The following is a 25,807-nucleotide window of genomic DNA, read 5'->3' on the forward strand; positions in this document are numbered from 1 at the left end:
CTATCCTTGCTCTTCGCTGTGCTTATCTCAATGGTCAACTTTCAATTTGATGTATTTGCCAAACTGAGATGCACCCTACAAAGCTAGTCATTTAGCAGGTTCGATGCTCTGTTTAGGCTTTAAATTTGTTTAAATCTCCTTAACTTAACTCTAGCAGCCCAAAAGTGAGCGGCAAACCATCCTGAAATACCAGCAATTCTCCCGGCTGAATTTGCGTCCAAACTTCGTTATCTGTCAGCGGAAAAGTGGCAATAACAGCCACGCGATCGTCCTCCTTGGTCAATTCCCGGAAATCGACAGTTACATCTTCGTCGATCGAGTGAGCGCTAGCAAAAGGTGCTTGTCGCACAATATAATGCAGATTAGTAGAACAGTGGGTGAACAAGTGTTCTCCATCGGAAAGTAAATAATTAAAAATTCCGTGTTGTGCCAAACTTTTAGTAATTTCCTGCAGTACCGCGTAAATTTCCGCTACAGCAGGCTTGCTTTGAGGAAAAGTGGATCGCAGATTTTCTAATATCAAACAGAAGGCTTTTTCGCTGTCAGTTTTGCCAACCGGTTTGTAAACTCCGGCACATTCTGGATAAAAGTTTTCGAGATTTCCGTTGTGAGCAAACACCCAATAACGTCCCCAAAGTTCCCGAATAAAAGGGTGGCAGTTTTCCAGAGCAATTTCGCCTTGCGTAGCTTTGCGGATGTGAGCAATGACGTTAGTTGAATGAATGGGATAGCGACGCACTACTTCTGCAACCGGAGAAGCAATCGCAGGTTTAGAGTCTATAAAAAGCCGACATCCCAAACCTTCAAAGAAAGCAATTCCCCAACCGTCTTGATGAACGTCCGTTTTGCCCCCCCTTGCAGAAAAACCCTCAAAAGAAAAGCAAATATCTGTCGGAACATTGCAGTTCATTCCCAGTAATTGGCACATAGCTTTTAAGTCTCTGGAGTGTGGATCGATCGCGCCGCTATTGGCAGCTACAGATTTGCGGTGATAATATTATAGTATTAACTGGTTAAATAATTTAAATACACTAAATATTTTGGCTTGGTCAAGCGTAATGATACTGAAGTTAAAAAGTTGGCTAGCTAAAACAATTGATTGTGTTTCTCTCCGAACGATGTTACACGCTCACTCGCTCCGCACCTTTGACGTGCATACAGCGAGGATAAAGTATTAGCGTCCTGGAAAAAATGATATAATTTTTATTATTTTGTGACCTCGTGTGAAGGGAAATAATAACCGTCCGCAAATTCCAAAAATAAAAAAATATTAATTTACTCAAGCTTTCAAAGATCGCTAAGTTATCTGTTTATATAGTTTTATAGTTGTTAAAACAATTAAGTGATAACAAAAACCACAAAAATAAATTTTTATCGATTATAGGCCAGTCTCAATTATTAGTGTTACTACTTTTTTGGGGTTGAGATCGATAGGTTTTGATTAAACTCAAAGACAATAGTAGAGGAAGATATGAGGGGAAAAATATCACATATTTTTGACTCTTCATTCATTACAAAATATGTTAAAAAAAACGGGAACCGGATTGTCAATCAGCCGTCACATAGTGGAAGAAAGCGAGGGTGGCATTTTGACTTGTTCGTCGGTTTTGGGAGAAGGAATGGAATTTACGATCGCCCTTCATCTCGAATAGTGCATGAAGCCTAGCAATCCCGTCGGGAATCGCGCTTTTTCTCACTTTTTTGGCTCTCAACTCACAAAGTATAAATAACATGAAAAATCACAAGTGCGATCGACAAATTTGGAAAATCCTTAGCAGCTTAATACTAGGATTTGGATGGCCGGCATTATTCAGCATTCCCGCCTTAGCCGAAACGACAGATCCTGAAACAACAGCCAATAGTGCAAATTTGGAAGATCCAGTTAATGAATGGTATCAATTACCCGCACAGACAAATAATCTACCGGAGAATTTTGATCGTAATCTCGATCGGCAATTACTCGAAAATTCTGACAATGTAGATGTAAATGCACCGATCAACCCCACATCGCAGCCGCCCGTACCTATCGCAAGTGAGATAGAAACTCACATATCCGAAGCCAGAGAAACGCAGCCCGCCCCAATACCCACATTAGTTGAAGAAAATAAATTAGAAAATCCCCCATTAGTTGACCAGGCTGAAAACTCAATAGAACAAGTTACATCAGTTTCCCAACTCAGCGACGTACAGCCCACAGACTGGGCATTTCAAGCACTGCAATCCTTAGTAGAAAAATACGGCTGCATAGCTGGATACCCCGACGGAACCTATCGCGGAAACCGCGCTATAACGCGCTATGAATTTGCAGCAGGAGTCAATGCTTGTTTAGATACAATCCGCGACTCCATCGCCAAATCAACTGAAAGTCTAGCTAAGCGAGACGACTTAATAAAACTGCAAAAATTGCAAGAAGAATTTGCCGCCGAAATTGCCACAATGCGAGGCAGAGTGGATGTGCTAGAAGCGCGAACTAGCGAACTAGAAGCAAATCAATTTTCGACCACAACTAAGCTGTCGGGATTCACTATTTTTGGAATCCAAGGGCGCACGCCCAACCGTGCAGATCGCGCTCCTAGAGACGGCAAAAGAGATACCAAAGACCCCGGTACAAATGTCAACACCATTAACCTAAATCAATTCTACTTAACCACTCAATTTAGTCCTCGCAGTAACTTATTAATCGGTTTTTACAACCAGAACGGAACCAATTCACCACAATTAACCGAAGACGTAAACGTTGCTTATAATTTAGCCGAAACTTCTGGATTAACTGTCAGCGACCTCAACTACCGCTTTCTGGTCGGCGACAAATTGGCAGTGTTTGCAGGAACAGCAGGAGTTAACATGATTACCGGTTTCCGAGGGCCGAATCGGGCAGAAAGTGCAGCTTCGGGCCCCCTTTCTGCCTTCGCCCAAAGAAACCCTATTTTGAACACTGGTTTGGGTTTAGGCGGCATTGGCATTGACTGGCAATTTGCGAAGCGAGCCAGCTTGCAAGCAGTTTATTCAACTAACATTTCGGGATTTTTTGTCAGTTCTAACGGGCCGAGAGGACACAATACCTTGGGTGTACAACTAACTCTGACACCAGCAGATCCAGTTGATTTTACTATCTATTATGTTAACGATTATTCGCCGGACGGTAATCTGATTAGTTTGGCGGGGGATAGCCAATTAACTGCCATCAATCCTAACACAAATAAGTCCGATTCTCTGGAAACAAATGCAGTGGGAGCAAGTTTAAATTGGCGCCTTTCATCGCGAGTTTCTCTGGGAGGTTGGGCTGGTTATACTAATTCTCGGATTCCTGGTAAATCTGGTACGGTAGCCACTACAAATTATATGGTTTTTGTCAATTTCCCCGATTTGTTTAAAGCCGGAAATTTAGGAGGAATTTATATCGGGCAACCTCCTAAAATTGTCAGCAGCAATTTACCTACAGGCAATAACGTTCCTGATTTTTTAGATACGGGTTTAGGGCGATCGGGCGGGCAACCCGGAACGACTACTCATGTAGAGGTATTCTACCGTTGGCAGGTTAATGATAATATCAGCGTCACCCCTGGATTGATCTTGATTTTTCAACCCGGTCACACTCCCGATAGCGACCCGATCTCAGTTGGTGTATTGAGAACTTCATTTTCCTTTTAAGAGTTTAATCCTGTGGGGCCGGGTTTAGTAGAGCGATCGCGAATTGCAAACAATTTTGGTGAACTCGGCCCCGAGGCACGACCCACAAGAAAATTTAATTTTGTGGAACAGGCATCCTGCCTGTTAAGCGAGAAAGGTGTTCTTCCGTCAGCAGACAGTGATTAAAACCCCAGCGGGATTTCCTAAGATTTTTTCTCAGTAAAAACCCGCTATCTTTACTGCAACTTTACATTTAGTAGTAATTTCCCCGTTTTTCTCTTTTTTTCCTACATACAAATACCTAACTATTAAGTTTAAAAAAATACGCAGAAACACGCTTGAAATATAAGTTTTCCTAACTTAATCTATTAATAGGAGCATTACTAATAGTTCTTTAAGTTTAGGTTTAGATAAATATGATTAAATCAACGGGCTATTTTGGGTTTCTGAGCTTGGCTGTAATTTCTGCTATGACTGCCTATCCATGTCACGCACAAACGACAGTCAAATCGCAGACAAATGTAAATGCAACACAGGAGATTACAATTACCGAATCACCAAATCTTGCTAACACTTCTGCCAGCCCTCTCTGGAAAAATCCTAACACTTCTAAATCTTTTACCGTCTCAGAATTGAATAGCACACCTTCTAACTCTAGTCCTCCTATAACAACTCCTCAAAATCAATCTGCACGCACAAATCCATTAGGATGCAGATTTTTTGATACTCCTTCAATGCAGCAATAAATGTTCCTGTCTCTCTTGATAAAGAGAATATCATGGCTCAATAGAGGGCGATCGTTTTTTAGGATCGCCCTCTATTTGCGCGATCGTACTTCCTAAGAAAATTATATGTAAGCTGTTCTACATTTAAATTGTCTGTTAAAAAACAATTCCCCGTCTTGTGGGGAGTAGGGGTTGGGCGTCCCGCCCGCCTTGAATATACAATTTAAATGCGCGACTGCTTAGTAAAAAGTATTGATAAAATTAACTCTAGTTTAAATATTATCGGGGAAAGTCTGAAAGTTGTTTGATATCCTTCAAAACTATTTGAGGTTTCCCTTTGTACTGTTCTACCTTCCCACTGACATACACATATCCCCGTCCCAGACCCGCATAACGCTTCTCGATTAGTCGCTTCAAGGGAGCTCTTTCATCAGTTTCAGCATCTGGTATCCACAAATCTAATTTATGATACACCGAACCAGCATAAATCAGAGCGCTGCCGCCGATCCATTTATTAATCCCAGCCTGCAAATCGCAGAAAATAGTAATAGATTTAGCTTTCTCAGAAGCCGCTAATATTTTCGGGTAGTGCAACCTCAAAGAAAGCGCTCCTGCCGTTGCTTCCGACAACCGAAACTCTTCAACAATCGAGCCTCGCATCGCCCACCAAGGCAGTAAATTAGCATAGTTGCGAGAGGGGATTTTGGCATTGGTAATCGGATTCCAAATCATCAGATTGTAAGCTTTTGCTGCCGATTCTGCATCAGTCATTTGTCGGTGATACAATCTGGAGCGCCCGTATTTTACGAAGTAGGGACTCCAGCCTTCTTCAATCAGTTTAAGATTGTAATTTTCTCCGTCTTTATGTACGTAACAGAGGAGACGCCCGTAGTTGTCACGGTGTTTTTGTAGAGCCACTTCAACCGAATCGTCTGTATCAAATTCTATGTCAATTTGAGCAAGTCCGCCATCTGCTGTGGCGAAGTATTTTTTAGCCATTTCTGAAGCTGCTTTCCCCGCTGCCGTTACAGGTTTAGAGCCTCCCGAATGACTTTCTTCTGTATCGACGCAAATCAGGCGCAGAGCCTCGGTTTTGCCGTTGAGAGAAATTTTGATGCTGTCGCCATCAACTACTTTAGTTATTTGCAGGTTCGGAATTCTGGTTGCCATATTTTGAACCCTGTTGCACTTGAGATTTCATGCAGGTATCGCTTGGATTATACACGAGTTCGTTATCACTAGCAACTGTAATTTTTGTTTTTTATATTAAAATTTGCCAACATTCGCATATTTGATCAAATCGGGAAAAAACTCCCGAAAATCCGATTCTAAGCGCTGATAGTTAGCTGTCAAATCTTCTATGCCGCTTGCCAAGTTATTTGTCCGCTTGATTCGGGCAGACATTCTTGTAAGAGTGATGCCGATTTCAGCGATGTCCTGATAAGATGAAAGCAAGTCGCGGGCAATTATTGTTGGCAGCACCCGCTGAAGAGATTCCGGCAATATATCGCGATTGTCTTGCAGGACTTTATAGACATGGCGAGAAAAATCAGGGAGTGGAATTTCTGAATATTCCAGCCAATTTTTAGCCAAGAAGTGGTCGTAAAACACGTCAATCAAAACTCCAGCAAACCTGCGTCTGTGGGAGCAAACAAGGCTTTTACTCGATCGCACTATTGGGTGAGAGTCCGTGTAGCTATCTACTTTGCGGTGCAAATCGATGCCTTTTCTAATTTCATCGGGATAAAGGTTGACGGCTGTTCCTTTGACAAAATCTCCTAAGAGATTGCCAATCAGGGATTCTGGCGTGCCTTTTGATAAGAATAGATGAGCCAAATAATTCATTGCTACCGTAAAAATATCTAACATAGCATAAGGAGAAAGAGTAATGGCTGTTCTGGAATGTGTAAAACCAGGTGCTAGATTCGGTCAAATTATTCTTGCCGTCGATGAATCTTGGATAACAAAAGAGCGAGCGCCTAACTGTAGTATGCAGGCGATCGATCCACCCACGTTCAAATATTGCTTGCGATCGATTGACTGATGCTCGATCGTTTCACAATCGAAGCTTAAATCTTCGTAAACCAATTAGCATCCACTTCCACAGACTCAATCATTTTTATCTTGACACCAAGCCCCAACTCTTTTAGTCGTTGAACTAACTGCTCACCATCAATCAAATCTATTGGGGGTGCGCCATCTCGTGTTGCTTCTTTGACAGCATCTCTGGTAAATGTCCCAGTTGTAATGAATAAACCTTTGTCGGTTCGTCCCTGCATTGCCCCACGGAAGTCTCTAATTTGACTAGCCGTAACCGAACCCTGATAGCGCTTGCACTGAAACAGAACATGAAAGCTCAAGAAACCACTAATACGGGCAATACCTACACCATCAATTCCACCATCGGCGGACTTACCTGTAACCTGTACTTGTATAAAGCCTGATTCACGTAGTAGGCGCTGTGCCAAACGCTCAAATGCAGAAGGTTCTAGTGATAGCAGTATTTGATGAAGCTGTTGATGCCATGCAAGTTCTTCTAAAGTTTCAGCAGCTTCAACATTTTCGTTTAAATTGTCGGGCTGCATCACCTTTTTCTTGTCAGTATCTCGAACCACCTTGACAATTTCTTTGGCATCGAGAATATCAAAATCTATAGATGTGGAAACTAAAGACCACACGCCACGTGAGGAATTTTGTAAAAGCCCGTATTTCTTCAAGTAAGTACGACTCCAACCAAGTCGATACTCAACAGCACTCTGGGATTTGTTTCCCTGTGGGATATCCAGCACCTCGTCAGGTAAGTTGAGAATCTGCGCTACTCGGTCATAAATCTCTTCAGTAGTTCCAGAGCCACCCAGCATTTGTAGAGCCTGAATTGTGGGCAAGAGCATTGAGTCAAATGTAGGGATTGAATTGGTAGCTCTGTTCATCTAAAAACTGTTGATATAATTTGCAAAACACTGCTTTTTTAATCAGAAACTGATGGCATCAAAATACTGACGGTCTATTGGCTGCTACGGTCATACATAATTTGCTAAATTGCGATCGGCTACATCTCTCGACGGAACAATCTAATAGCTTCCCCAGCATCAGTTTCCGCCATCAAAATACAGCGTTTCATCAAATCGATATCGAGGTTGTTGAGTCCGGGTAGCTGACTGCGTTCGCTATTTTCATAGCTACCATCTTGGAGATGATATATCTTCAGTAATCCATCTTCCCAAAACCAAACCTCTGGAACACCTAAAGCTTTATAGCGCTCTAACTTACTGATTCCTCCACTGGTAAAGACAACTTCGATCGACAAATCGGGAATTGGTTTTACACTCCCAATGTAGTAGGATTCGTCTGCTTGCACAGAGACAACTCCCGATCTTTCCTGCGTCATTGCTCCTGTGGGCTTGAAGAAAATTCCCTGTTCGACGAGAAAGGTAGTCACTAAGTAACCGATAACATGAGCAAAAGTTTCGTGGTCTTCTCCAGGCATCAGAATCTCGATCGTCCCATCATAGTAAAATAGTCGCACTCTAGGGGAGCCTTCAAAGCCTTTTTGGATAAATTTAAACCGTTCCCACATTCCATGATGAACAATTCGCTGATCTGTGGTTTTGCTAAGTAGTGGAGGCATCGCGCTCAGATCCAGTCCAGAAGTTATCTTGATTGTAGCTCATATTTAACAATTAAACCGCAGATGAACGCCGATAAAATTACATCAGCGTTCATCCGCGTTAATCAGCTAAAATCTGCGGTTGCATACCCCTACGCACCTCCCCGCAACTTATCCAAAACAGTCCGGTCTTCCAAAGTCGAAGTATCCCCAGAAACCTCTTGTCCCGCAGCTAAAGAACGCAGCAAACGCCGCATAATTTTGCCGCTTCGAGTTTTCGGCAAAGCATCAGTAAATCGAATTTCGCCGGGACGGGCGATCGCCCCAATTTCCTTAACAACGTGCTGCTTCAATTCCTTAGCCAATTCATCGCTAGGTTGCTGCGAGTTGTCCAGCGTCACGAAAGCCACAATTTCCTCACCTTTAATCTCATCCGGTTTGCCAACAACCGCAGCTTCCGCCACCGCTGGATGCGATACCAAAGCTGACTCGACTTCCATTGTGCCGAGTCGGTGTCCAGCCACATTAATTACATCGTCAACGCGGCCCATTACCCAGAAATAACCGTCTTTGTCCTTGTGCGCGCCGTCTCCAGCAAAGTACACAAATTCGCCATCTTTCGGGTGCAAATATTCCCAATAAGTGCGACGGAAACGATCGGGATCGTTGTAAAGCGTCCGCATCATTCCCGGCCAAGGATGTTTCACCACTAAATAACCGCCGCTTTCGTTAGTGACTGGTTCGCCATCTTGGTCAACAACATCGACCACAATTCCAGGGAACGGTAGGGTTGCAGAACCGGGTTTTGTAGGAATTGCACCGGGCAAAGCGGTAATCATAATTCCCCCGGTTTCTGTTTGCCACCAAGTATCGACGATCGGACAATTCGAGTTGCCAATTACGCGCTGATACCACATCCAAGCTTCGGGATTGATCGGTTCGCCGACGGTTCCTAACAATCGCAAAGAGGACAAATTGCGCGCATTCGGCAAGTGTTCGCCCATTTTCATGAATGTTCTGATCGCAGTGGGTGCAGTGTAGAAAACGGTGACGCCGTATTTTTCAATTACATCCCAAAAACAGCCAGGATTTGAAGGGCGAGGAGCACCTTCATACATTAAAGTTGTCGCACCGTTGGACAGCGGCCCGTAGACAATATAACTGTGTCCAGTAATCCAGCCGACATCAGCAGTACACCAGTAAACATCGGTATCTTGGAGGTCGAATATCCATTTGGTTGTCATGTGGGTATAAAGGTTATAACCACCGGTTGTGTGGACGACACCTTTCGGTTTGCCGGTACTGCCACTGGTGTAGAGTACGAACAGCATATCTTCGCTGTCCATCGGTTCGGCGGGACAATTTGCCGAGGCACCTTTTTGTAAATCGTGCCACCAATGATCGCGCCCTGGTTCCATGTCAATTTTCTGTTTGGTGCGCTGAACTACGAGAACGTTGGTAACGCTTGGTGTGGCATTATTTGCTAATGCTTTGTCTACTTGTGTTTTGAGGCCGACTGCAGCATCTTTGCGGAAGCCACCGTCAGCGGTGATGACGAGTTTTGCTTGGCCGTCGTTAAGTCGATCGCGCAAAGCTTCTGCACTAAAACCGCCAAAAACAACGCTGTGTACTGCACCGATTCTGGCGCAGGCTAGCATGGCGATCGCAGCTTCGGGAATCATGGGCATATAAATGCCGACGCGATCGCCCTTTTGGACTCCCAATTCCTTAATCACATTCGCCATTTGGCAGACTTCGCGGTGGAGTTGCGCGTAGGTGAGGGTGCGGGAGTCTCCGGGTTCACCTTCCCAAATCAGGGCGGCTTTATTTTTGCGCCAAGTGGTTAAGTGGCGATCGAGACAATTGTAAGAAATGTTAATTTTGCCGTTGACAAACCATTTAGCAAAAGGCGGTTGCCAGTCGAGCACGGCATCCCAGTTTTGGAACCAGTCTAATTCTTGGGTGGCGAGTTCTGCCCAGAAGGCTTGGGGGTCAGCTTTGGCTTTGTCGTAGAGGGCTTGGTACTCTTCTAGGCTTTTGATGTGAGCTTTTTGAGAAAATTCAGCGGGCGGCTGAAATAGCCGTTTTTCATGCAGAATTGATTCGATGGTATCTTGTGACATTGCTGTTAGTTTTTAGTTCAGTTACTCTTTTTAGCTATTGTGTGCATAAGTTGGGACAAAAGTATGTTTATTTTCCTTAAGACTTTGGGGAATTTTGTAAATGTTGGGACTGTATTAGAAATTATGGTAGCGGTAAATGCTCAATTTTATCTTGGTACTCATCATCAAACGAGCCTTCATAAATCAAAATAAGTTCGTCAATATTTTGACCAATACTCAGCTTGGAATTTAGGATGAATATTCCAGGAATATGGCGATTTTGCTCTAAATGATCTGTTAAATGAACGGGCATAGAGCGACGGTTGTTGGTAACGAGAATGAAATTGTGGATTTCGCACCAAATGAGAATTTCCGGGTCGAGAGTGCCTTTGGAAGGTGCTGTTAGTTCTCCCACTGCTAGAACAACCATATCGGGATGGCGCCTGCGAATTTGATTGACATACGCAGGATCGACATTTTCATCAAAGAGATACTGGATTGCCATCAGCCTTTCTCCTTGCATCTCTTTCTGCTCTCAGTTTGCGGATTTTTTCATATACTGGACGAGGATTGCGACGTTGTTCTTCTCGCATTTTTTCTCCCCACTCCAGCCATTCGGTTATGTACTGACCGACTGCTTCTTTGTTGTGCAGGTAGTACAAAATGGTCGCATAAACTTGTTCCAGGGTGAGCGATGTATAAATGTTGGCAATTTCTTCGGGAGTTCGAGCGCGAAACAGGTATTCATAAAGAATGGTTTCGATGCCAATGCGGGAACCTTTGAGCCGAATATCGTCAGGTCTTAGGAAGTTGAAATAGTCTTCAAGTTGCATTGCTTGGTGGTTAGGATAAGGGTTAATAATATTATAATACCGGAACCGAAGATGGTTTGAGCTGTTTTTTTGAAAGTTAATAAAAATAAATTAAACGGGCTTCACTCCTATGCTAACGGCTTTATAATATAGATAGTTTACTGGACGAGCCGATCGCACTAAAGCCATGACCCAAAATTTTGACAGATATTGACAAGTGCTGCAAATTAGAGGATGATTGACTCCTATTAATAGAAACAACCACAAAAATAATAATTATGCTGAGATATTTTAAAGGAAAGTTTTTATTCAAATCCGAAGCTTTGCTAGAAGAATTTACTTGGTTGCATCTAAAACCATTGCTAAACTTAGAACCTATCAAAAGACAGCTCTCGATCAATAAGGGAAACCGCTCGGATATTTTAGGTGTAACAACTTTAGGTCAATTAGCCCTTGTAGAATTAAAGAAAGGAGGTGGCAAAGACAGTATCGACCAATTGATACGATACAGAAATAGCCTAATGAGCGAACGCCCTCAAAGTTCGGAATTTTCAAGGGTAGATTTTAATCAGGGCTTTCTGCTTGTGGCTGTGGCTTCTCACTTCTCTCCTACTGCTATCGATTATGCTAAAAGTAAGCTGCCAGGAGTTTTGCTGTTAACTTATGAAATCACTAAAGATTCAAGAGAAGACTATTATTTAACTTTCAATCAACTAGATACGAAAAACATCTCGCGAGTTAAAATTGATATCTTAGAGGATTCATTATTTGATTCACTTCCGTCGTTTATCCAAGGCTATTTATTAGCTAATTGCGACAAGCGAGAAGCTATTTTAAACATCATCCAAAAGATTCTAGGTTACAGTTCAACTATGAGTTTTAATATCCTAACTTGCTACTATGCAAGTGGCATGATAAAATCTCTAGAATTTGCAAAATATAACCAACAAGGTAAAATAATTGGCAACAAAATATGCGCTGCTTTGTTATACTCTCCGTCGGAAAATTTTCCTACAGGAAAGCTGTCTCTGCAAGTGTACTTACCAACGGTTGATTTCAATCCACGTAAGCCGATCGCAAAACGTTGGACGAAGGCAGTAGCAGGGATATTAGTAGAAACTGATGATTTTATCCAGCCCAATGAAGTCTGCGATCTAAATACACAATTATGTACAAGGAATTCAGACTGGAGATTAGAATATCCTCTCAATACTCCTGAGATTAATGAAATATTTTCCTGTTTTGAAGACTACTATATCAATTATCGCAAATATATGAAATCTCGCAAAAAATTAAGGCCTGTTACCCGTGCAGATTTTGCGACTGTAGAAGGAATGGTGCAAATGGCTTTAGAAGATTGGTCTGTCAGATAGCCGAGTTTCTTGGTAATTCGTAATTCGTAATTGGATGCTAATTGGGGAGTACCTCACGAGCAAAGCCTCTATAATACAGTTTACTGGATAAGCCGATCGCACTAAAGCCATGACGCAAAATTTAGAAGCAAGCCAACTCTCGCTAAATGACGTTCGCCGCCTTCTCAAATTGGAAAGAAAAATAGGAGGCTCTTTTGCTGAATTTTTATCTATGGAACCTCTGACGGATTTTGAACAGCAGGAATTATTGCTAATCGGTAATCACTTTTGGCGTCATCTAGAAGCAGGGAAAGTTTCTGCAAAACTTGTTAAGTTTTTAGTGCTTTCACCGTTAATGAGATTAGCAGGATTTTTTGATATTCCGATCGTGCTGACAATGGAAGATAGCATCCCGATCGAGGTGGAGGATGGGGATACTTTAATTAAAGGGCGCTTGGATGTTTTAGCGGTAAATCAGCCGGATGCAGAGCTCGCGGCGGCACAGTTTTGGATTTTGGTAGTCGAGGCGAAAAATAGTGCGATCGATCCTTGGGCCGGTTTGCCGCAATTGCTGACTTATGCTTATAAAAGTTTGCAGCAGCAATCGTCTGTGTGGGGATTGACGACGAATGGACGTAACTATCAGTTTGTGTATCTGACGCGGGGAAATCCTTGTACTTATCAGATTTTACCGGAATTGAGTTTGACTGACACAGAGCGATCGCTCTTGTTGGCGCAAGTTTTGAAAGCGATTTGCAAGTTGCAGAATGTGCAGTTGCAGTTGGCTTAATCTCTGCGGTTAAAATCAGTGCTTGCCTATACTGCTTAGACAGATGTTCTGTACCACCTTTAGTAGTAATCGCCCTCTATCGTCGAGGTCAACAGTTGTTAACTTCTGTTAGAAACGGCTGGGAAAATTAGAAATCAAGAAATGTTAAAAAATTGCAATAGCAAATGACAAAATCCAAATTTTTCTATACAATAATAAACGGTTAAGCCCTACAACTGAAGGTAAAAAAGTGTCTGAACTTAGACAAAATTTAATTACCAGAGATTGGGTAATCATCGCCACCGAACGGGCGACAAGACCGGATCAATTCGCTAACAAAAAAAAGTGGACAGCAGTAGTGCCACCGCACCGCGCCGATTGCCCGTTTTGTGTGGGAAATGAGGAAGATGGAACCTTAGAAACTTCCCGTTTGGGCGATCGCACTGGGTGGAAAGTCAGGGCAATTCGCAACAAATATCCCGCCCTCTCCCCGACAGCAGAATGGATGAGGATATCATCGGGAATTCACCGCACGATGGCAGGAATCGGCGTTCACGAAGTAATTGTCGAACACCCGCGACACGATTTAACTACAGCTTTGTTGAGTGTTGAAGAAGTTGCAAACATACTTTTAGTATACCGCCAGCGTTATGTAGAAATTAGAAAAAATCCCCACATTGAAACAATTATTATCTTCAAAAATCACGGGGAAACTGCCGGAACTTCTCTCGAACACCCACACTCGCAGATAGCTGCGACGCCCGTTGTACCCAGCCAATTTCGCAGCCGCATCGACGAAGCTATTAGATATTTTGATGACACCGGAGAATGTCTGTTTTGCCGGACTTTGGAAGACGAATTAGCGGCGGAGGAAAGAGTGATTTGTGAGAGTGAACATTTTGTGGCTTTTATCCCTTACGCTGCACTTTCACCGTTTCACACTTGGATTTTTCCGCGCCGACATTCCTCTTCGTTTGATGAGATTACTGATGCAGAAATTACGGATCTTGCTGATACTTTGAAAACTGTACTCGCTAAGCTTTATTACGGATTAAACAATCCAGATTACAACTATAATATTCGATCGGTGCCGATCGCCGAAGGGGGAACAAAATACTTTCACTGGTATATCGCAATTATTCCCAGAGTCACCAAGCAAGCTGGATTTGAGTTGGGCAGCGGGATGTTTATCAATACTGCTTTGCCCGAAGAAAGTGCAGCGTTTTTGCGATCGATCGAAATTCCTAGCGACAGTAATTTCCCCCCCATCTAAAGTATCCTACATCACAATAGGTCAAGTTTACTTCAAATGGGGGTGAAAATGCACGCAGCTACTCCCAGTTGCAAGTCTGCGTTGGGTTAGGAAACTGATATTATTGGAGATTTGATATTTGAGGTTAAAGAATTGGGCATAACGCATGATCTAATGGTTTAGATCACCTGCCGAAAGTTGGATTCTTTTTTTAAACTGGTATAACTTACGCTCTAAAATGATGAACGTACAAATACTTATGGATTTTACCAAACTCACAATAAACTTTCGACATACTGCCAGCCGTCGTCGCTAAAAGTAGCTCTCAACATATCTCTAATTTTGGCATCGATGGATAAGAGTCCCTCGCCAGAGTCACCATTCTCCCCGATTTCGCAACTGTCTTCAGACATATGTTCTTGGATGTGGGCCAGAGTATCAGCGAAATTAGCCAGAAAATAATGTTCGTGCACCCACGCTGTTGGATCTGGTATTGCTGCACTCCCAAAAGCTCGATCGACTAAATCTTTTTTGGCAACATCGTCAGTCTGGTTTTTCATGTTGAGTTCGATTTAGGTAGAACTGGTAACTTATCCATTTTAAGCTTAATTGTCAACAGGAACACGATCCCGATCGACCACAGCAGTGACAAATTTGTGTAGTTTGTGCGATCGCGATCCTAAATTTTTGGTCGATCGCGTGTTATCATTTTACCTCACACTCGGTGGTCAATAATGTTCACATCGAGCAGAATACACTTGGGAATCATTCCGTGAACTCCTTTTTGAGGATTATTGACAGCCTGCGTAATCCGAAAATTTACGGACAGGGAACACAAAACATAAGCATCTTCTTCTTTGAAACCTGCAAACTTTTGCAGCCAATAAACCGTCTGTTTTACTGCCAGCTCAAACGCTTCATCTAATGTTCTACCGAATCCCATAATCACAATATGAGTGGGCGTTTCAGCAAACGGAAATATCAGAAATAAATCCTTGCGTAAGATGATTTGAATAGTCCCGTTCATCGAAGTTTCAATGGCAGTACCGTCAACTTCACCATCTCCTTGTGCCGAATGTCCGTCGCCGATGGACAGTAAACCGCCGCGCATAAAAACAGGTAAAAATAACCGCGTTCCTGGTTGGAGTTCCTGATTGTCCATATTGCCCCCGTAGCGCTCTGGAGGAATAGAAGAACGGTTGATTTCTGCATTGGCAACGCCGATAATTCCAAAAAAAGGATGCAGGGGAATCCGAATGCCACTACCTGCGGGAAATTCAGCAGTTTTTTGCTCTAAATCTAGCGGAATAAACCGCAATTTCGGTTCGGGGAAATACTCCGGTAAAGCTCCCCATCCGGCGCGAATTGCATTAAATCCTACTGGTAAACTCGGGTAAACATCCTCAATGTGAATTTCTAAAACGTCTCCCGGTTCGGCATTGTTAACATAAATCGGGCCTGTCAGCAAGTGGGGCCCTGGACCAACTTTGCGGTTGGGAGGCAAATTCTGACAAATATCTAAAAATTCGGGGGTGAGAAATTCCGGCGGCCCTTTGTCAGCAACATAATATCCTGAATAGGTTTCGATATCGATGCGATCGCCCGAATCCACCCTTAAAGCAGGTTCGAGCTTTGGAGAAAAACCGCCCAAGTGTACGGTTTTGCAGTTAGCTTTGAGAAGGTGGCGAGTCATGGGATTTTAGATTTTAGATTTTAGATTGAAGAAAGGGTGTTAAGAATGTTATATCGCCAGTCTCAAGCATTTTTGAGAAAGATTTTTTTTAATGAACCGCAGAGGGCGCAGAGGGCGCAGAGAAAGAGAATTCAGAGATATAGCCTTTCTCAGTAACATGAGGTGTTTTTGGGCATTGGGCATTGGGCATTGGGCATTGGAAGAGTACCTTACTTTCCTGAGAACCGCTATAAGAAGATTTCCCAAAAGGATGGAGATTTCTTTTATAGGAGATATTTTACTAATTTCTTAACTTTTTGATAACGTTGGTAGTTTAAAATTTAAAGTTTGTGGCGCGGGTTTATATGTATTTGGGGGGAGTTCTGTTTGGCTGGTAAAACCCACCCCTACAACTAATGACTAATGACTTATGTTAACGCCTTTGCCTAATAAAGTAGAAATTTATCAAGGTTCTTCTCGCAATCCCTGGTTTTTTGCTGTTTTGATTTTGATTGTCCTATTGCTAGGTTTCATGATGCAATCTTACCTTAACAAACCTCAGCTTTTAACCGATCCGTTTTTGCAAGTCCCAACAGCAAACTCGGTGCGAGTTGTCTGGTTCACAGAGTTTGCCGGTACTCGCAACACTGTTGCTTACGGCGAAAACTTGAATCAAATTGTACCCGCAAATACTACGAAGCTAAGCCGCACTCGCGAAGACAAAGACTCGCGCATCTCCGATGAAATCAAACAAAACATAATTGACAGCAATCTCATTGTCCGGGACATCTGGCGCCACGAAGCAGAAGTCGCCAATTTAAGGCCCGGTGTTCGCATTCCTTATCGAGTCACCAGCCAAAGGAAAGATGGCGCATCTGTCAGCAGCAAAGTTTTCACTCTTTCTCCCACACCCGCAGCAGGAAGGCCGCTCAAAATTCTCCTCACTTCCGACCATCAATTGATGCCTATGACAGCGGCCAATCTCCAGAAAGTAGCCGAAACAGTTGGGAGAGTTGACGCGGTTTTTATGGCAGGGGATTTAGTTAATATACCCGATCGCGCTTCCGAATGGTTTGACGACGACCGAGGCCGCGCCTTCTTTCCCGCTATGCAAGGTCGGGCATTTTCCGAACTCGACAAAAACGGCATCAAAACCGTTTACAGCGGCGGCGAACTGATCCAAAACGCGCCTTTATTTCCCGCCATTGGCAATCACGAAATCATGGGCCGCTTTGCAACCAACAGCACACTCGGTGAGCAATTTAATGATCCTTTTCCCCGCGCCGCTGCCGAGAAAATCTACGCTCAACGTGCTGCCTCTTTGAATCCTAATAATGACCCTTCAGCGCGGCAAATCTGGCTAAAAAACAATAGTTTTAATAGCGATACCTATGACGATATATTCAATTTACCTGGAGGCAAAAATTACTATGCTGTGACTTTTGGCGACGTGCGGTTAGTGACTTTATACGTTGCAAATATCTGGCGGACTCCGAATTTAGATCCGGGTGCGAGAGGCAGGTATCGCGAACGGGACGCAGATTTTAATAATCCCGAAAAATGGGGATACGGACAGCATATTTTTGAGCCGATTGTCAAGGGCAGCCCTCAATATACTTGGCTGCAACAAGAGTTAAACAGTGCGGAATTCCAGCAGGCAAAATATAAAATTGTGATGTTTCACTACCCGCCACATTCTCTGGGTGACAATATTGTACCTGCTTATACTGATCCAGTGCAAATAGTCGATCGCGCTCTCGATGGCGAGATTAAAATGGTGCGTTACGAGTATCCGAAACAGCAAGATTATCTGATTCGGGATGTAGTGCCGCTACTAGAATCAGCGGGGGTGCAGTTGGTATTTTACGGACATTCGCACTTGTGGAATCGGTTTATAAGTTCCAGCGGAATGCACTTTTTGGAGACTTCTAATGTTGGCAACAGTTACGGTGCTTTTGTGGGGGAAAAGCGCCGATTTGTGCCGCCGGCATATCGGGAAGATTACAGCGCTATTGGAGACCCGAACGGATTGGAACCTGTGCTGCCAACTGTTGCGCCTTTGTTGGGGAAAGATGGGCTGCCGTTGCCGTATATTGATAGCAATGATATTACGGCTTTTACTATTTTTGATACGGGAGAGGGTACGGTTAGCAGCTACTATTTTGATACGCGGAAACCGGAGTCGGAAGTGGTGAAGTTTGATGAGTTTAAGTGCGAAAGATAAGGGCACGGCATTGCTGTGTCCCTACAGATATCTGAGTCAACTCAGATGTTGCACTATTCTCAATTAGCTGTTTAGGAACGGGCTCTCCGGCCCGTTCCACAAGAAAATTGAGTTGTGTGGAACAGGCATCTTGCCTGTTCTTGAGAATGGTGCAAGATGTAATACCCAGTTGCATTCTGATGTAGAATCTAGTTGAGGGTGATAAATGTCAAATAATTTGGAAATTCCCGAAAATATTCGGCTGTTGACTCAACCGTCTTATAGCCCCGAATTAATGCCCGTTGAACATCTGTGGGAAGATTTACGAGAAAACTACTTTAATAACCGAATATTCAAGTCAATGTCTAAGCTAGTCGATAAACTTTGTCAAGGGCTTGTCAATCTAGCATCTAATCCGCACCGCTTGCGCTCAATGATATCATTTCCGGTTACACCGGAATGATGTTGACTGTTGACGGTTGACAGTGAACAGTCAACAGTCAACAGTGAACTCGAATTTACTATTCCGATGCTAACGGATTTGATATGACTTATTTCCCACATTTTAGAATAAGCTCTTTGAACGCAACTTAGTATCAGCTTATACAACAGGCATACAATGTTCGCTGGAAAAAAAGTCGAGCTAATCGCTCACTGAAAACGTGTTAATACTTTGTTCAAACGTGGGCCTGCGCTGTTCAAATTCCTCAGCACTGGTAGAGAATGCAACAATCCACATATTGCTCCCTTGCTTAATCGTGTACATTATCTGTTTGGCAGTTACACCCGAAATTGTTGCTTCTGTCACAATCTGACCTGCCTGATAGCGGTCAAGCGACACCTTCTTCTGCTCCACGACACGAAATTCGCTGGGTAATTGTTTGGTAATCATATCCAAGTATGTATCTATTGTCACTGTAGATCCAACTGACTCTCTAGCAATAGCGACATTACTCAGAAAACCGGGTTTACCAGCCTTCGAGTCAAAAGCCCAAATGACGAATGCGGATGGATTCTGTTTAAGAGACTGAGCTATCTGCTGATAGTAGGGCCCCAAAGATTCCAGCTTCTGAACCACCACGTCCAGATATTGGCTGAGATCTCCGCCGCTATAACTCTCCGGTAACTGCAATTGTGCACCGCGTCCCTCAAATTTTTTCCAACCTGGGATGGTGGTTTGTGTGGCGGCAAACGGACTTGATGTTTGTTGAGAGGTTTGTGACTGCTTGCAGCCTATGACTAGGCTTGGTAGCAACAGACAGAGTACCAGCAAAAAGTTTTTCTTATTCATGGAATTACGGTTTATACCCCAACTTGGTATCACTCATGATTGTACGTCTGAACGCAACTTGGTATAAGATTAAACTGAGATGTTGCACCCTTCTTAATTACCTGTTTAGGAACGGGCTCTCCGGCCCGTTCCACAATAACATTGAGTTTTGTGGAACAGGCATTTTGCCTGTTGTTAACAAAGGTTCAAAATGTAAGATTAAACCTTGTCTTTCGCAGGTGGAACCAAACCAGTTTTATTCAAACCCGCATCAATCTGCCTGAGCAATTTAAAATCATCTTCGGGTAAGGAATTAACAGGCGAGTGTTTTTCCAGAAACGAGAATGCTTGGCGAAATTCACGCGGCCGGGAGTCGATCGCACTATCGAAGTGACAAGGTACAATCCTTTGAAAGTCCCAACTCGCCACTTGATCCACCCAATCGAGAGTTTCCCTCGGCGCGCGGTTGAGAATCAAAGTCTGCAAAATCGGCGCCACCAACAACCGCCCTCCTCCCCGCAAAGCCTCAAAAGATCGCTCCCAATCTGTTTTCCACTTGAACGGATACAACCCGAAATAAGCTTTTCTAGAGCGTTCTGGCGCTTTGCGCGCGCTGGCAAATACCTCCGACCACGGCGGCACTTCCAGCACGCTGGGGCTAAAATACATGGCAAATAAGGCGATTCTCTGCCACCCTTTGCGCCGATTTTCCTGGGTGTCTGCCACAATGTCCGAGGCGCTGTCTTTGGCGTGAAATAGCAGCGGGTACGAGTCGAGTTGGACGATCGCCGGCGGATTTTCGGGAATCGAAACTATGGAATCTGTTAACATCAGCGTGCGCGATCGTCTGTGAAATAATGCAACTTCAGCAAATTTGCCCAAACCGAGGTCTAGCGGGCCGAGAATTGCCCAGTCAAATTGATCGGCTAAGGGCGTGTTGCTGCTGTCAAAGGGCAGTACAGAGGTGCGTTTGGCGGGCAAACCCAGCCAACTCAGCGGCAAATTCACCGGGAAACTCCACTGCTGCGGGGCGACAAATACCTGCGCTTCGGGAAAACACCTCGCAAAGGGGCCGACAAAAACTTTGTGCTCGATGCCCGAAACCGTTGTCAGCAGGATGTACTTCACCTCCCCGTGCTCTGCTACTAACTCCTTTACCAAGCGGATACACTCAGGAGTCGGTGCAACCGGGGCGTAGACGAGAAGGCCTTCGGGTTCTAGTTTAATTACTGTCATCCGAATCGGGACGACTACGTAGAAAATGCCTTGTAGTTGGTCAAAAGTCCAGATTGTGTCCTTAACAATTTCCTTGCGGATGGTGCGCCGCTTGCTGTAGGGATAGAGGGGGACAACTGGCCAAAAGGCCCAAGAATAGTCCCGATAATCAATCTGTGCTGATGTTGGTATGCCTTCGCCCTCTGCCACTGGTGCGACTCCTTGCCGATTTTTTTGTACGTGCGTGCGATCGAACTTTTGTTATTTTATTTCACTCGTGCTTGTTGCGCGGATTCGAGGATTTGAAAAGGGGTTATGGGCGATCCATTAGTATCAACTTAACCCGAAATACCGCTGTGAGACCTAAGTCCCTGTCTAATTTAGCGCTTCAATGTTCTTAGCATTTTTTCTGCTTTTCTGATAAATTGGATGTTTTTTCGATGGTGAAACGCCGGAGTACCTTTGACCTTAAACAGCATTGTTTCCAAATGGTAGATCGCCCTTTCTATGTTACCATTATCGCGCTCGATGGTTGCCAGCATAATGTAAGAATCTAGGTGGCTCCACCGTTTTATATCTTGTTCAAGATGGCGTTTAGCCAGATCCCATTCTTTCAGAGCATAGAGAGTTTGACCGTAGACCAACGAGGCTTCACCAAACTTGAAATCTGGTTCTAGCTGATAGATGGTTCGCAAGTCAGTTTGAGCCGCTTGATAGTTGTGTTGTCGCAGTGCGATGGTCGCATTTCCCCAAAGAGCATAGATATTGTTAGGTTCTTTTTCCAAGGCTTTTTTATAGGCTGATTGCGCCTCATCCAGTCGATCGATCTCCAGCAAAATATTTCCTAAGTTGATATACTGATGGGCGTGTCCAATGTTATGAGCTGCTGCCTGAGCCGACCACAAGGCATCTTTCTTCGTCCATCCTTTGAGAAAGCTAGGGCTGGGTATAGACAAGTACGGCAACTTGCGAACGAAAAAGTAGGCAACCGCACCAGGAACATTGGCAAACATCAAGACATATATCCATGTATTTTTTTGTGGATCGTTTTGCATGCAATCAATCAGCATCCAGAGCCAAAAGCCTTGTGACAAGAGAAATAGGATAGACATAACATGACAAATGATTAGGGATTAGACTAAGCTGTTGCGGATTTAAATTGTGTATCCTGATTCAGGGGGAGAGGGGGAAATAATTTTTGTTTACCTACAGGGATTGCAAATGCCTCAACAATAAAATCAGTAGTGGTGCACTTTGATTTTGGGAGCATCTCATTTTTGTAACCTACATTCCGCAGATGTGACTCATCTTACTGGTATTTTGGGTTGGGTGCGATCGATCGCTATTAAACCAACTGTTCAGGATCGATACCTAGTTCCCGCAACCGGGCCGCTAGTCTTTCCTCTCGCTGTTGAGATTCTGTCAGTTGCTGTTGAGATTCTATCAGTTGCCGTTCCGCCGCCGTTGCTCTTTCACCCGGACTCAAAATCAATCCTCCTTGGGCCGTAAACCACCGCAACCACAACCGATTCATACTCTTATAAGTGCCTTGCCACCAACCTAAACTCAACTGCAACTCAGGAATAAATAACCGCCCATCAATTAATTCGGCAGGTTCATAGTGGCCTCCTACAAGATGAAAAGCTCGCAATTCATCCGTGTAGCGACTGAACACAAAATAGTAAGGAATCCGCAAAATTTGTTCATAAACTTGCCACTTAGTCGGCGGTTCCCCAGCTTGCTGAACAGTCCGCCCTAAATCTTCATCTTCAGTTCCCGGCGATAGCAATTCCACCACCACAAACGGATTTACCCGTTCTTGCCAAACTACATAACTCAAACGCATATCGCGCCCTTGATAAAGCCTTGGCACACCCACCGCAGCAAACCAATCCGGGCGTTTATGCCAGCGCGGTTGTGTTGCATCGTAATACAAATTTAGGTCACTCGCTGTAAAGACTTGTTCCGCATCCCATCCCGGCGGCAAAAACGTGAATTCCAAGAGTTGCGGCTGATCTAAATGAAATGTATCTGGCAAACCGGGCTCCTTTGGGTCTTCGCTAGGTAAATCATACATTGTTGGCAAACTCTGCCGGGGGTCTAAAGGCGGTTCAGCTTGAGCAGGCGGGTAAGTCGGGAATGTCATAATGAATTCTGAGGTTGCTTATCCTGATATGATTATAGCCTTGTGAGAATGTCTTGCATTTCCAAAGAATTCCCATTAACTCTCAATCTCAAATCTCAAATCAAAACTCCTAAATCGATATGACTCAAAACTACCGCATCACTCTTTTACCAGGAGACGGCATCGGCCCTGAAATTATCGCTGTGGCGGTAGATGTCCTGAAACTTGTCGGTCAACAATTGGACATCGGCTTTGAATTTCAAGAAGCTTTAATGGGCGGCGCTGCTATTGATGCAACAGGCAATCCGCTGCCAGAAGAAACACTGGAAAAGTGCCGCAACTGCGATGCAGTATTGTTAGCAGCTATTGGCGGTTACAAGTGGGATAATTTGCCCCGCGAACAGCGGCCAGAAACTGGATTATTAGGACTGCGCGCCGGATTGGGATTGTTTGCAAATTTGCGTCCGGCGACTATTTTACCCCAATTGGTTGATGCTTCTAGTTTGAAACGGGAAGTTGTCGAAGGCGTGGATATTATGGTCATCCGTGAACTCACAGGGGGCATTTATTTCGGCAAACCGAAAGGTATTTTTGAGACGGAAACAGGCGAAAAACGCGGCGTCAATACGATGGCTTACACCGAGTCAGAAATTGACAGAATCGGGCGCGTTGCTTTTGAGACGGCCAGGAAGCGGGGGAAAAGGCTGTGTTCCGTTGATAAAGCGAATGTTTTGGATGTTTCGCAACTGTGGCGCGATCGTATTATTGCCCTTTCTTCAGAATACCCTGATGTCGAACTTTCTCACCTCTACGTTGACAACGCAGCCATGCAGTTAATTCGCTGGCCCAAACAGTTCGATACAATTGTCACCGGCAATTTATTCGGCGACATTCTTTCCGATGCCGCAGCGATGCTAACTGGTAGTATTGGGATGCTGCCTTCTGCTAGTTTGGGAGCAAGCGGGCCGGGAGTTTTTGAACCCGTACACGGTTCCGCACCGGACATCGCTGGACAAGATAAAGCCAATCCCATCGCCCAAGTTTTGAGTGCGGCAATGATGCTACGTTACGCATTAAATCAGCCGGAAGCTGCTAATAAAATCGAGCAAGCAGTTGTCGAAGTTTTGAATCGAGGTTATCGTACTGGTGATATCATGTCAGAAGGCATGAAACTCGTCGGCTGTCGGGCAATGGGCGATGCTTTAATTGAAGTTTTGCAAGGTTGATTTATTTACCTTGTAGGGGCGGGTTTTACCAATAATATTCGACGCACACCCACAATCTCATAAACCCGCCCCCACACAACTAATAACCTATATCAACCTTGACTTTGATCTAAGGGAAAAAATGTACATTGAGGCTTACCGTTGGGAGGGGGCGGGTTTATAAGATTATTAATTTTTGGCAATTCGGGTTGGTAAAACCCGCCCCTACAGGAATTGGGGTTTAATGTTCCGGTTTCAAAAGATTGAATTGCTCGGTATCAATGCGACTTGCTGGATACAAAATATCAGGGGCGGGTTTATAAGATTATTAATTGTTGGCAATTCGGGTTGGTAAAACCCGCCCCTACAGGAATTGGGGTTTAATGTTCCGCCGTCAAAAGATTGAATTGCTCGGTATCAATGCGATTTGCTCGATACAAAACTTCAGCTATTTCCGAAAGCGCTAATACAGAATGTGCCCGATAACCGTTGGCCTGCATCTTATCTTTGACTCCCTGTTCGTGGTCGATCAATACTACAATATCTTCCACATTCAAGCCAGCCGATTTTAACTTAGCTGCGCCTTCCATCACGCTTTTGCCACTAATCAAAATATCATCGACTACGACAATCGTTTCTCCTGCCTGAAAATGCCCCTCAATCAATTTGCCAGCCCCGTAAGTTTTCACCTCCTTGCGCGGGAAAATCATCGGGCGTTCCATCCGCAATGCTAAACCCGTTGCTGTGGGTAAAGAACCGTAGGGAATTCCGGCAATGCGATCGAATTTTAAATCCTTGAGAATGTCTGCATAAGCGCTGACAATTTGATGGAAAATCTGCGGAATTGAGATAATTTTCCGCAAGTCGATGTAATATGGAAATACGGCTCCCGATGCTTGTACGTGGTCGCCAAAAACTACGCAGCCGATGTCATAAAGTTGCAAGATTAAATCGCGGTGAGGTTCCGGTTGCAAAAAGCAAACATCGGGCAGCCACAGTTCGCAAGTGGGACTACCTTCGATCGCCCGCACCCTCTGTTTATTAATACTATCCCGCAATTTCTCAATTTCTTGGCGCGGCTCTTTCCCCGCTAATAAACTCGGGGGGACTGGCAGCAATAAATCTTCACCATTCTTGCTTAAACCAGCCGCCAGCAGTTGTGCGAGGTCGTTTTCTTCCGTGAGGTCATTTTCTTCGGCGATGTCTCCTTCGACTAAAATTAGGCGTTCAGGAGCCGCTTGGCGGATACGGGCTAAAATATCCGGCATTACTCCTACTTCTAAACCCAGTTTTTCGGGAGTTCCCCAAGTTTGAGAGAGTCGGACTAATTGCAAGTAAAAAGGGTTGTTTGGCGTCGGATATTCTTGCAAAGCAGCCCCTGACGGGTTGGCGGTGGCACAGAGGACAAAAACAGTTTTTCCGGCGTATAACAAAAAAGGCGCTACTTGGTCGAATCCGGCATAGGGACTTAAGGTAATAGCGTCAACTCGCCAGTCTTGAAATACAATTTTGGCAAACACTGTGCTGGTATTTAAATCGCAGTGTTTGGCATCTAAAATTACTGGCAGGTGAGGGGGAATAATTGTTAAAATTTCTTGCAGCAATGCCCAACCGGGAATACCGAGAGATTGGTAAAAACCGAGGGTGATTTTGCAGGCACAGATTAAATCGGCTGTTTGGTCGATCGCACTTTTTAGCTTTGACAACAAATCAGTTACATAAATTTGAGTCTCTTCCCCAGTCATGGAAACCTGCGGGGGCAAGGTTTCGGGGTCGGGGTCGAGGGCTAAATACAGCAAACTTTGATTGTTTTCAACAGCCGCTAACAGTTTATCGAAAAAGTTGGTTTGATCCGTCATAATTTGTTA

The 25,807-nt window shown here is 44.2% G+C and carries 24 protein-coding genes; 9 read left to right on the plus strand and 15 right to left on the minus strand.

Annotated features, from left to right (window positions below; genetic code table 11):
• Positions 1–139: 139 nt before the first annotated feature.
• Positions 140–928 carry a class II glutamine amidotransferase gene (locus tag QUA83_RS11805; protein WP_333293345.1) on the minus strand — a complete coding sequence of 263 codons (789 nt, stop codon included), beginning with the start codon at positions 926–928 and terminating at the stop codon, positions 140–142.
• Positions 929–1,520: 592 nt separating this feature from the next.
• Here QUA83_RS11805 and QUA83_RS11810 point away from each other — a divergent pair.
• Positions 1,521–1,652, plus strand: a complete 132-nt coding sequence (locus tag QUA83_RS11810) for a hypothetical protein (protein ID WP_333293346.1) — start codon at positions 1,521–1,523, stop codon at positions 1,650–1,652.
• A gap of 79 nt (positions 1,653–1,731) precedes the next feature.
• Positions 1,732–3,651: an iron uptake porin gene (locus QUA83_RS11815; RefSeq protein WP_333293347.1), complete on the plus strand. Its 1,920-nt coding sequence runs from the start codon at positions 1,732–1,734 to the stop codon at positions 3,649–3,651.
• 983 nt (positions 3,652–4,634) lie between these two features.
• Here QUA83_RS11815 and QUA83_RS11820 read toward each other — a convergent pair.
• Both QUA83_RS11820 and QUA83_RS11825 read right to left on the minus strand, forming a co-directional pair.
• Positions 4,635–5,525 carry a thermonuclease family protein gene (locus tag QUA83_RS11820; protein ID WP_333293348.1) on the minus strand — a complete coding sequence of 297 codons (891 nt, stop codon included), beginning with the start codon at positions 5,523–5,525 and terminating at the stop codon, positions 4,635–4,637.
• A gap of 96 nt (positions 5,526–5,621) precedes the next feature.
• Positions 5,622–6,224 (minus strand): ACP phosphodiesterase, encoded by a 603-nt coding sequence (locus tag QUA83_RS11825; RefSeq protein ID WP_333293349.1) that lies wholly within the window; start codon positions 6,222–6,224, stop codon positions 5,622–5,624.
• A 19-nt stretch (positions 6,225–6,243) separates the two neighbouring features.
• On the opposite strand from QUA83_RS11825, the gene QUA83_RS11830 reads away from it, so the two are divergent.
• Positions 6,244–6,399, plus strand: a complete 156-nt coding sequence (locus tag QUA83_RS11830; protein WP_333293350.1) for a hypothetical protein — start codon at positions 6,244–6,246, stop codon at positions 6,397–6,399.
• Between the two features lie 25 nt (positions 6,400–6,424).
• Here QUA83_RS11830 and QUA83_RS11835 read toward each other — a convergent pair whose 3' ends face one another.
• The 5 genes from QUA83_RS11835 to QUA83_RS11855 all read right to left on the minus strand — a co-directional run bounded on the left by QUA83_RS11835 (position 6,425) and on the right by QUA83_RS11855 (position 10,897).
• Entirely contained in the window at positions 6,425–7,285 is an 861-nt protein-coding gene (locus QUA83_RS11835; RefSeq protein WP_333293351.1) for a restriction endonuclease, read from the minus strand.
• A 119-nt stretch (positions 7,286–7,404) separates the two neighbouring features.
• A complete protein-coding gene (locus QUA83_RS11840; RefSeq protein WP_333293352.1) occupies positions 7,405–7,983 on the minus strand; it encodes a Uma2 family endonuclease in 579 nt (192 codons plus the stop codon).
• 131 nt (positions 7,984–8,114) lie between these two features.
• Positions 8,115–10,085 carry an acetate--CoA ligase gene (gene acs / locus QUA83_RS11845; protein ID WP_333293353.1) on the minus strand — a complete coding sequence of 657 codons (1,971 nt, stop codon included), beginning with the start codon at positions 10,083–10,085 and terminating at the stop codon, positions 8,115–8,117.
• Between the two features lie 121 nt (positions 10,086–10,206).
• The gene (locus tag QUA83_RS11850) at positions 10,207–10,569 is read right to left on the minus strand and encodes a DUF5615 family PIN-like protein (protein WP_333293354.1); all 363 of its coding nucleotides are present in this window, start codon (positions 10,567–10,569) and stop codon (positions 10,207–10,209) included.
• Complete coding sequence (locus tag QUA83_RS11855) at positions 10,547–10,897, minus strand: DUF433 domain-containing protein (protein ID WP_333293355.1); 351 nt, start codon at positions 10,895–10,897, stop codon at positions 10,547–10,549. The genes QUA83_RS11850 and QUA83_RS11855 overlap by 23 nt, the downstream gene beginning before the upstream one ends.
• A gap of 257 nt (positions 10,898–11,154) precedes the next feature.
• On the opposite strand from QUA83_RS11855, the gene QUA83_RS11860 reads away from it, so the two are divergent.
• From QUA83_RS11860 to galT, 3 genes are all read left to right on the plus strand, one after another.
• A complete protein-coding gene (locus tag QUA83_RS11860; protein ID WP_333293356.1) occupies positions 11,155–12,249 on the plus strand; it encodes a hypothetical protein in 1,095 nt (364 codons plus the stop codon).
• Positions 12,250–12,358: 109 nt separating this feature from the next.
• Entirely contained in the window at positions 12,359–13,018 is a 660-nt protein-coding gene (locus QUA83_RS11865; RefSeq protein ID WP_333293357.1) for a restriction endonuclease subunit R, read from the plus strand.
• A gap of 229 nt (positions 13,019–13,247) precedes the next feature.
• Entirely contained in the window at positions 13,248–14,270 is a 1,023-nt protein-coding gene (galT, locus tag QUA83_RS11870; RefSeq protein WP_333293358.1) for a galactose-1-phosphate uridylyltransferase, read from the plus strand.
• 254 nt (positions 14,271–14,524) lie between these two features.
• Here the strand turns inward: galT and QUA83_RS11875 are convergent, their stop codons facing one another.
• Both QUA83_RS11875 and QUA83_RS11880 read right to left on the minus strand, forming a co-directional pair.
• The gene (locus QUA83_RS11875; protein WP_333250057.1) at positions 14,525–14,809 is read right to left on the minus strand and encodes a hypothetical protein; all 285 of its coding nucleotides are present in this window, start codon (positions 14,807–14,809) and stop codon (positions 14,525–14,527) included.
• A gap of 155 nt (positions 14,810–14,964) precedes the next feature.
• Positions 14,965–15,942: an acetamidase/formamidase family protein gene (locus QUA83_RS11880; protein WP_333293359.1), complete on the minus strand. Its 978-nt coding sequence runs from the start codon at positions 15,940–15,942 to the stop codon at positions 14,965–14,967.
• A 409-nt stretch (positions 15,943–16,351) separates the two neighbouring features.
• On the opposite strand from QUA83_RS11880, the gene QUA83_RS11885 reads away from it, so the two are divergent.
• Together QUA83_RS11885 and QUA83_RS11890 are read left to right on the plus strand one after the other, a co-directional pair.
• A complete protein-coding gene (locus QUA83_RS11885) occupies positions 16,352–18,145 on the plus strand; it encodes a metallophosphoesterase family protein (protein ID WP_333293360.1) in 1,794 nt (597 codons plus the stop codon).
• A gap of 205 nt (positions 18,146–18,350) precedes the next feature.
• On the plus strand, positions 18,351–18,587 hold the full coding sequence (locus tag QUA83_RS11890; RefSeq protein ID WP_333293361.1) for a transposase: 237 nt from the start codon (positions 18,351–18,353) through the stop codon (positions 18,585–18,587).
• 180 nt (positions 18,588–18,767) lie between these two features.
• Here the strand turns inward: QUA83_RS11890 and QUA83_RS11895 are convergent, their stop codons facing one another.
• From QUA83_RS11895 to QUA83_RS11910, 4 genes are all read right to left on the minus strand, one after another.
• Positions 18,768–19,415 carry a hypothetical protein gene (locus QUA83_RS11895; protein ID WP_333293362.1) on the minus strand — a complete coding sequence of 216 codons (648 nt, stop codon included), beginning with the start codon at positions 19,413–19,415 and terminating at the stop codon, positions 18,768–18,770.
• Positions 19,416–19,613: 198 nt separating this feature from the next.
• Complete coding sequence (locus QUA83_RS11900) at positions 19,614–20,819, minus strand: DUF4336 domain-containing protein (protein WP_333293363.1); 1,206 nt, start codon at positions 20,817–20,819, stop codon at positions 19,614–19,616.
• Positions 20,820–20,989: 170 nt separating this feature from the next.
• Positions 20,990–21,664, minus strand: a complete 675-nt coding sequence (locus QUA83_RS11905; protein ID WP_333293364.1) for a tetratricopeptide repeat protein — start codon at positions 21,662–21,664, stop codon at positions 20,990–20,992.
• A 290-nt stretch (positions 21,665–21,954) separates the two neighbouring features.
• The gene (locus QUA83_RS11910; RefSeq protein ID WP_333293365.1) at positions 21,955–22,755 is read right to left on the minus strand and encodes a Uma2 family endonuclease; all 801 of its coding nucleotides are present in this window, start codon (positions 22,753–22,755) and stop codon (positions 21,955–21,957) included.
• A 119-nt stretch (positions 22,756–22,874) separates the two neighbouring features.
• On the opposite strand from QUA83_RS11910, the gene leuB reads away from it, so the two are divergent.
• Entirely contained in the window at positions 22,875–23,960 is a 1,086-nt protein-coding gene (gene leuB, locus QUA83_RS11915) for a 3-isopropylmalate dehydrogenase (RefSeq protein WP_333293366.1), read from the plus strand.
• A gap of 359 nt (positions 23,961–24,319) precedes the next feature.
• Here the strand turns inward: leuB and QUA83_RS11920 are convergent, their stop codons facing one another.
• A complete protein-coding gene (locus tag QUA83_RS11920) occupies positions 24,320–25,798 on the minus strand; it encodes a bifunctional orotidine-5'-phosphate decarboxylase/orotate phosphoribosyltransferase (RefSeq protein ID WP_333293367.1) in 1,479 nt (492 codons plus the stop codon).
• Between the last annotated feature and the right edge of the window lie 9 nt (positions 25,799–25,807).

The organism is Microcoleus sp. K1-B1 (assembly GCF_036704705.1).
Taxonomy (GTDB): Bacteria; Cyanobacteriota; Cyanobacteriia; order Cyanobacteriales; family Microcoleaceae; genus Microcoleus.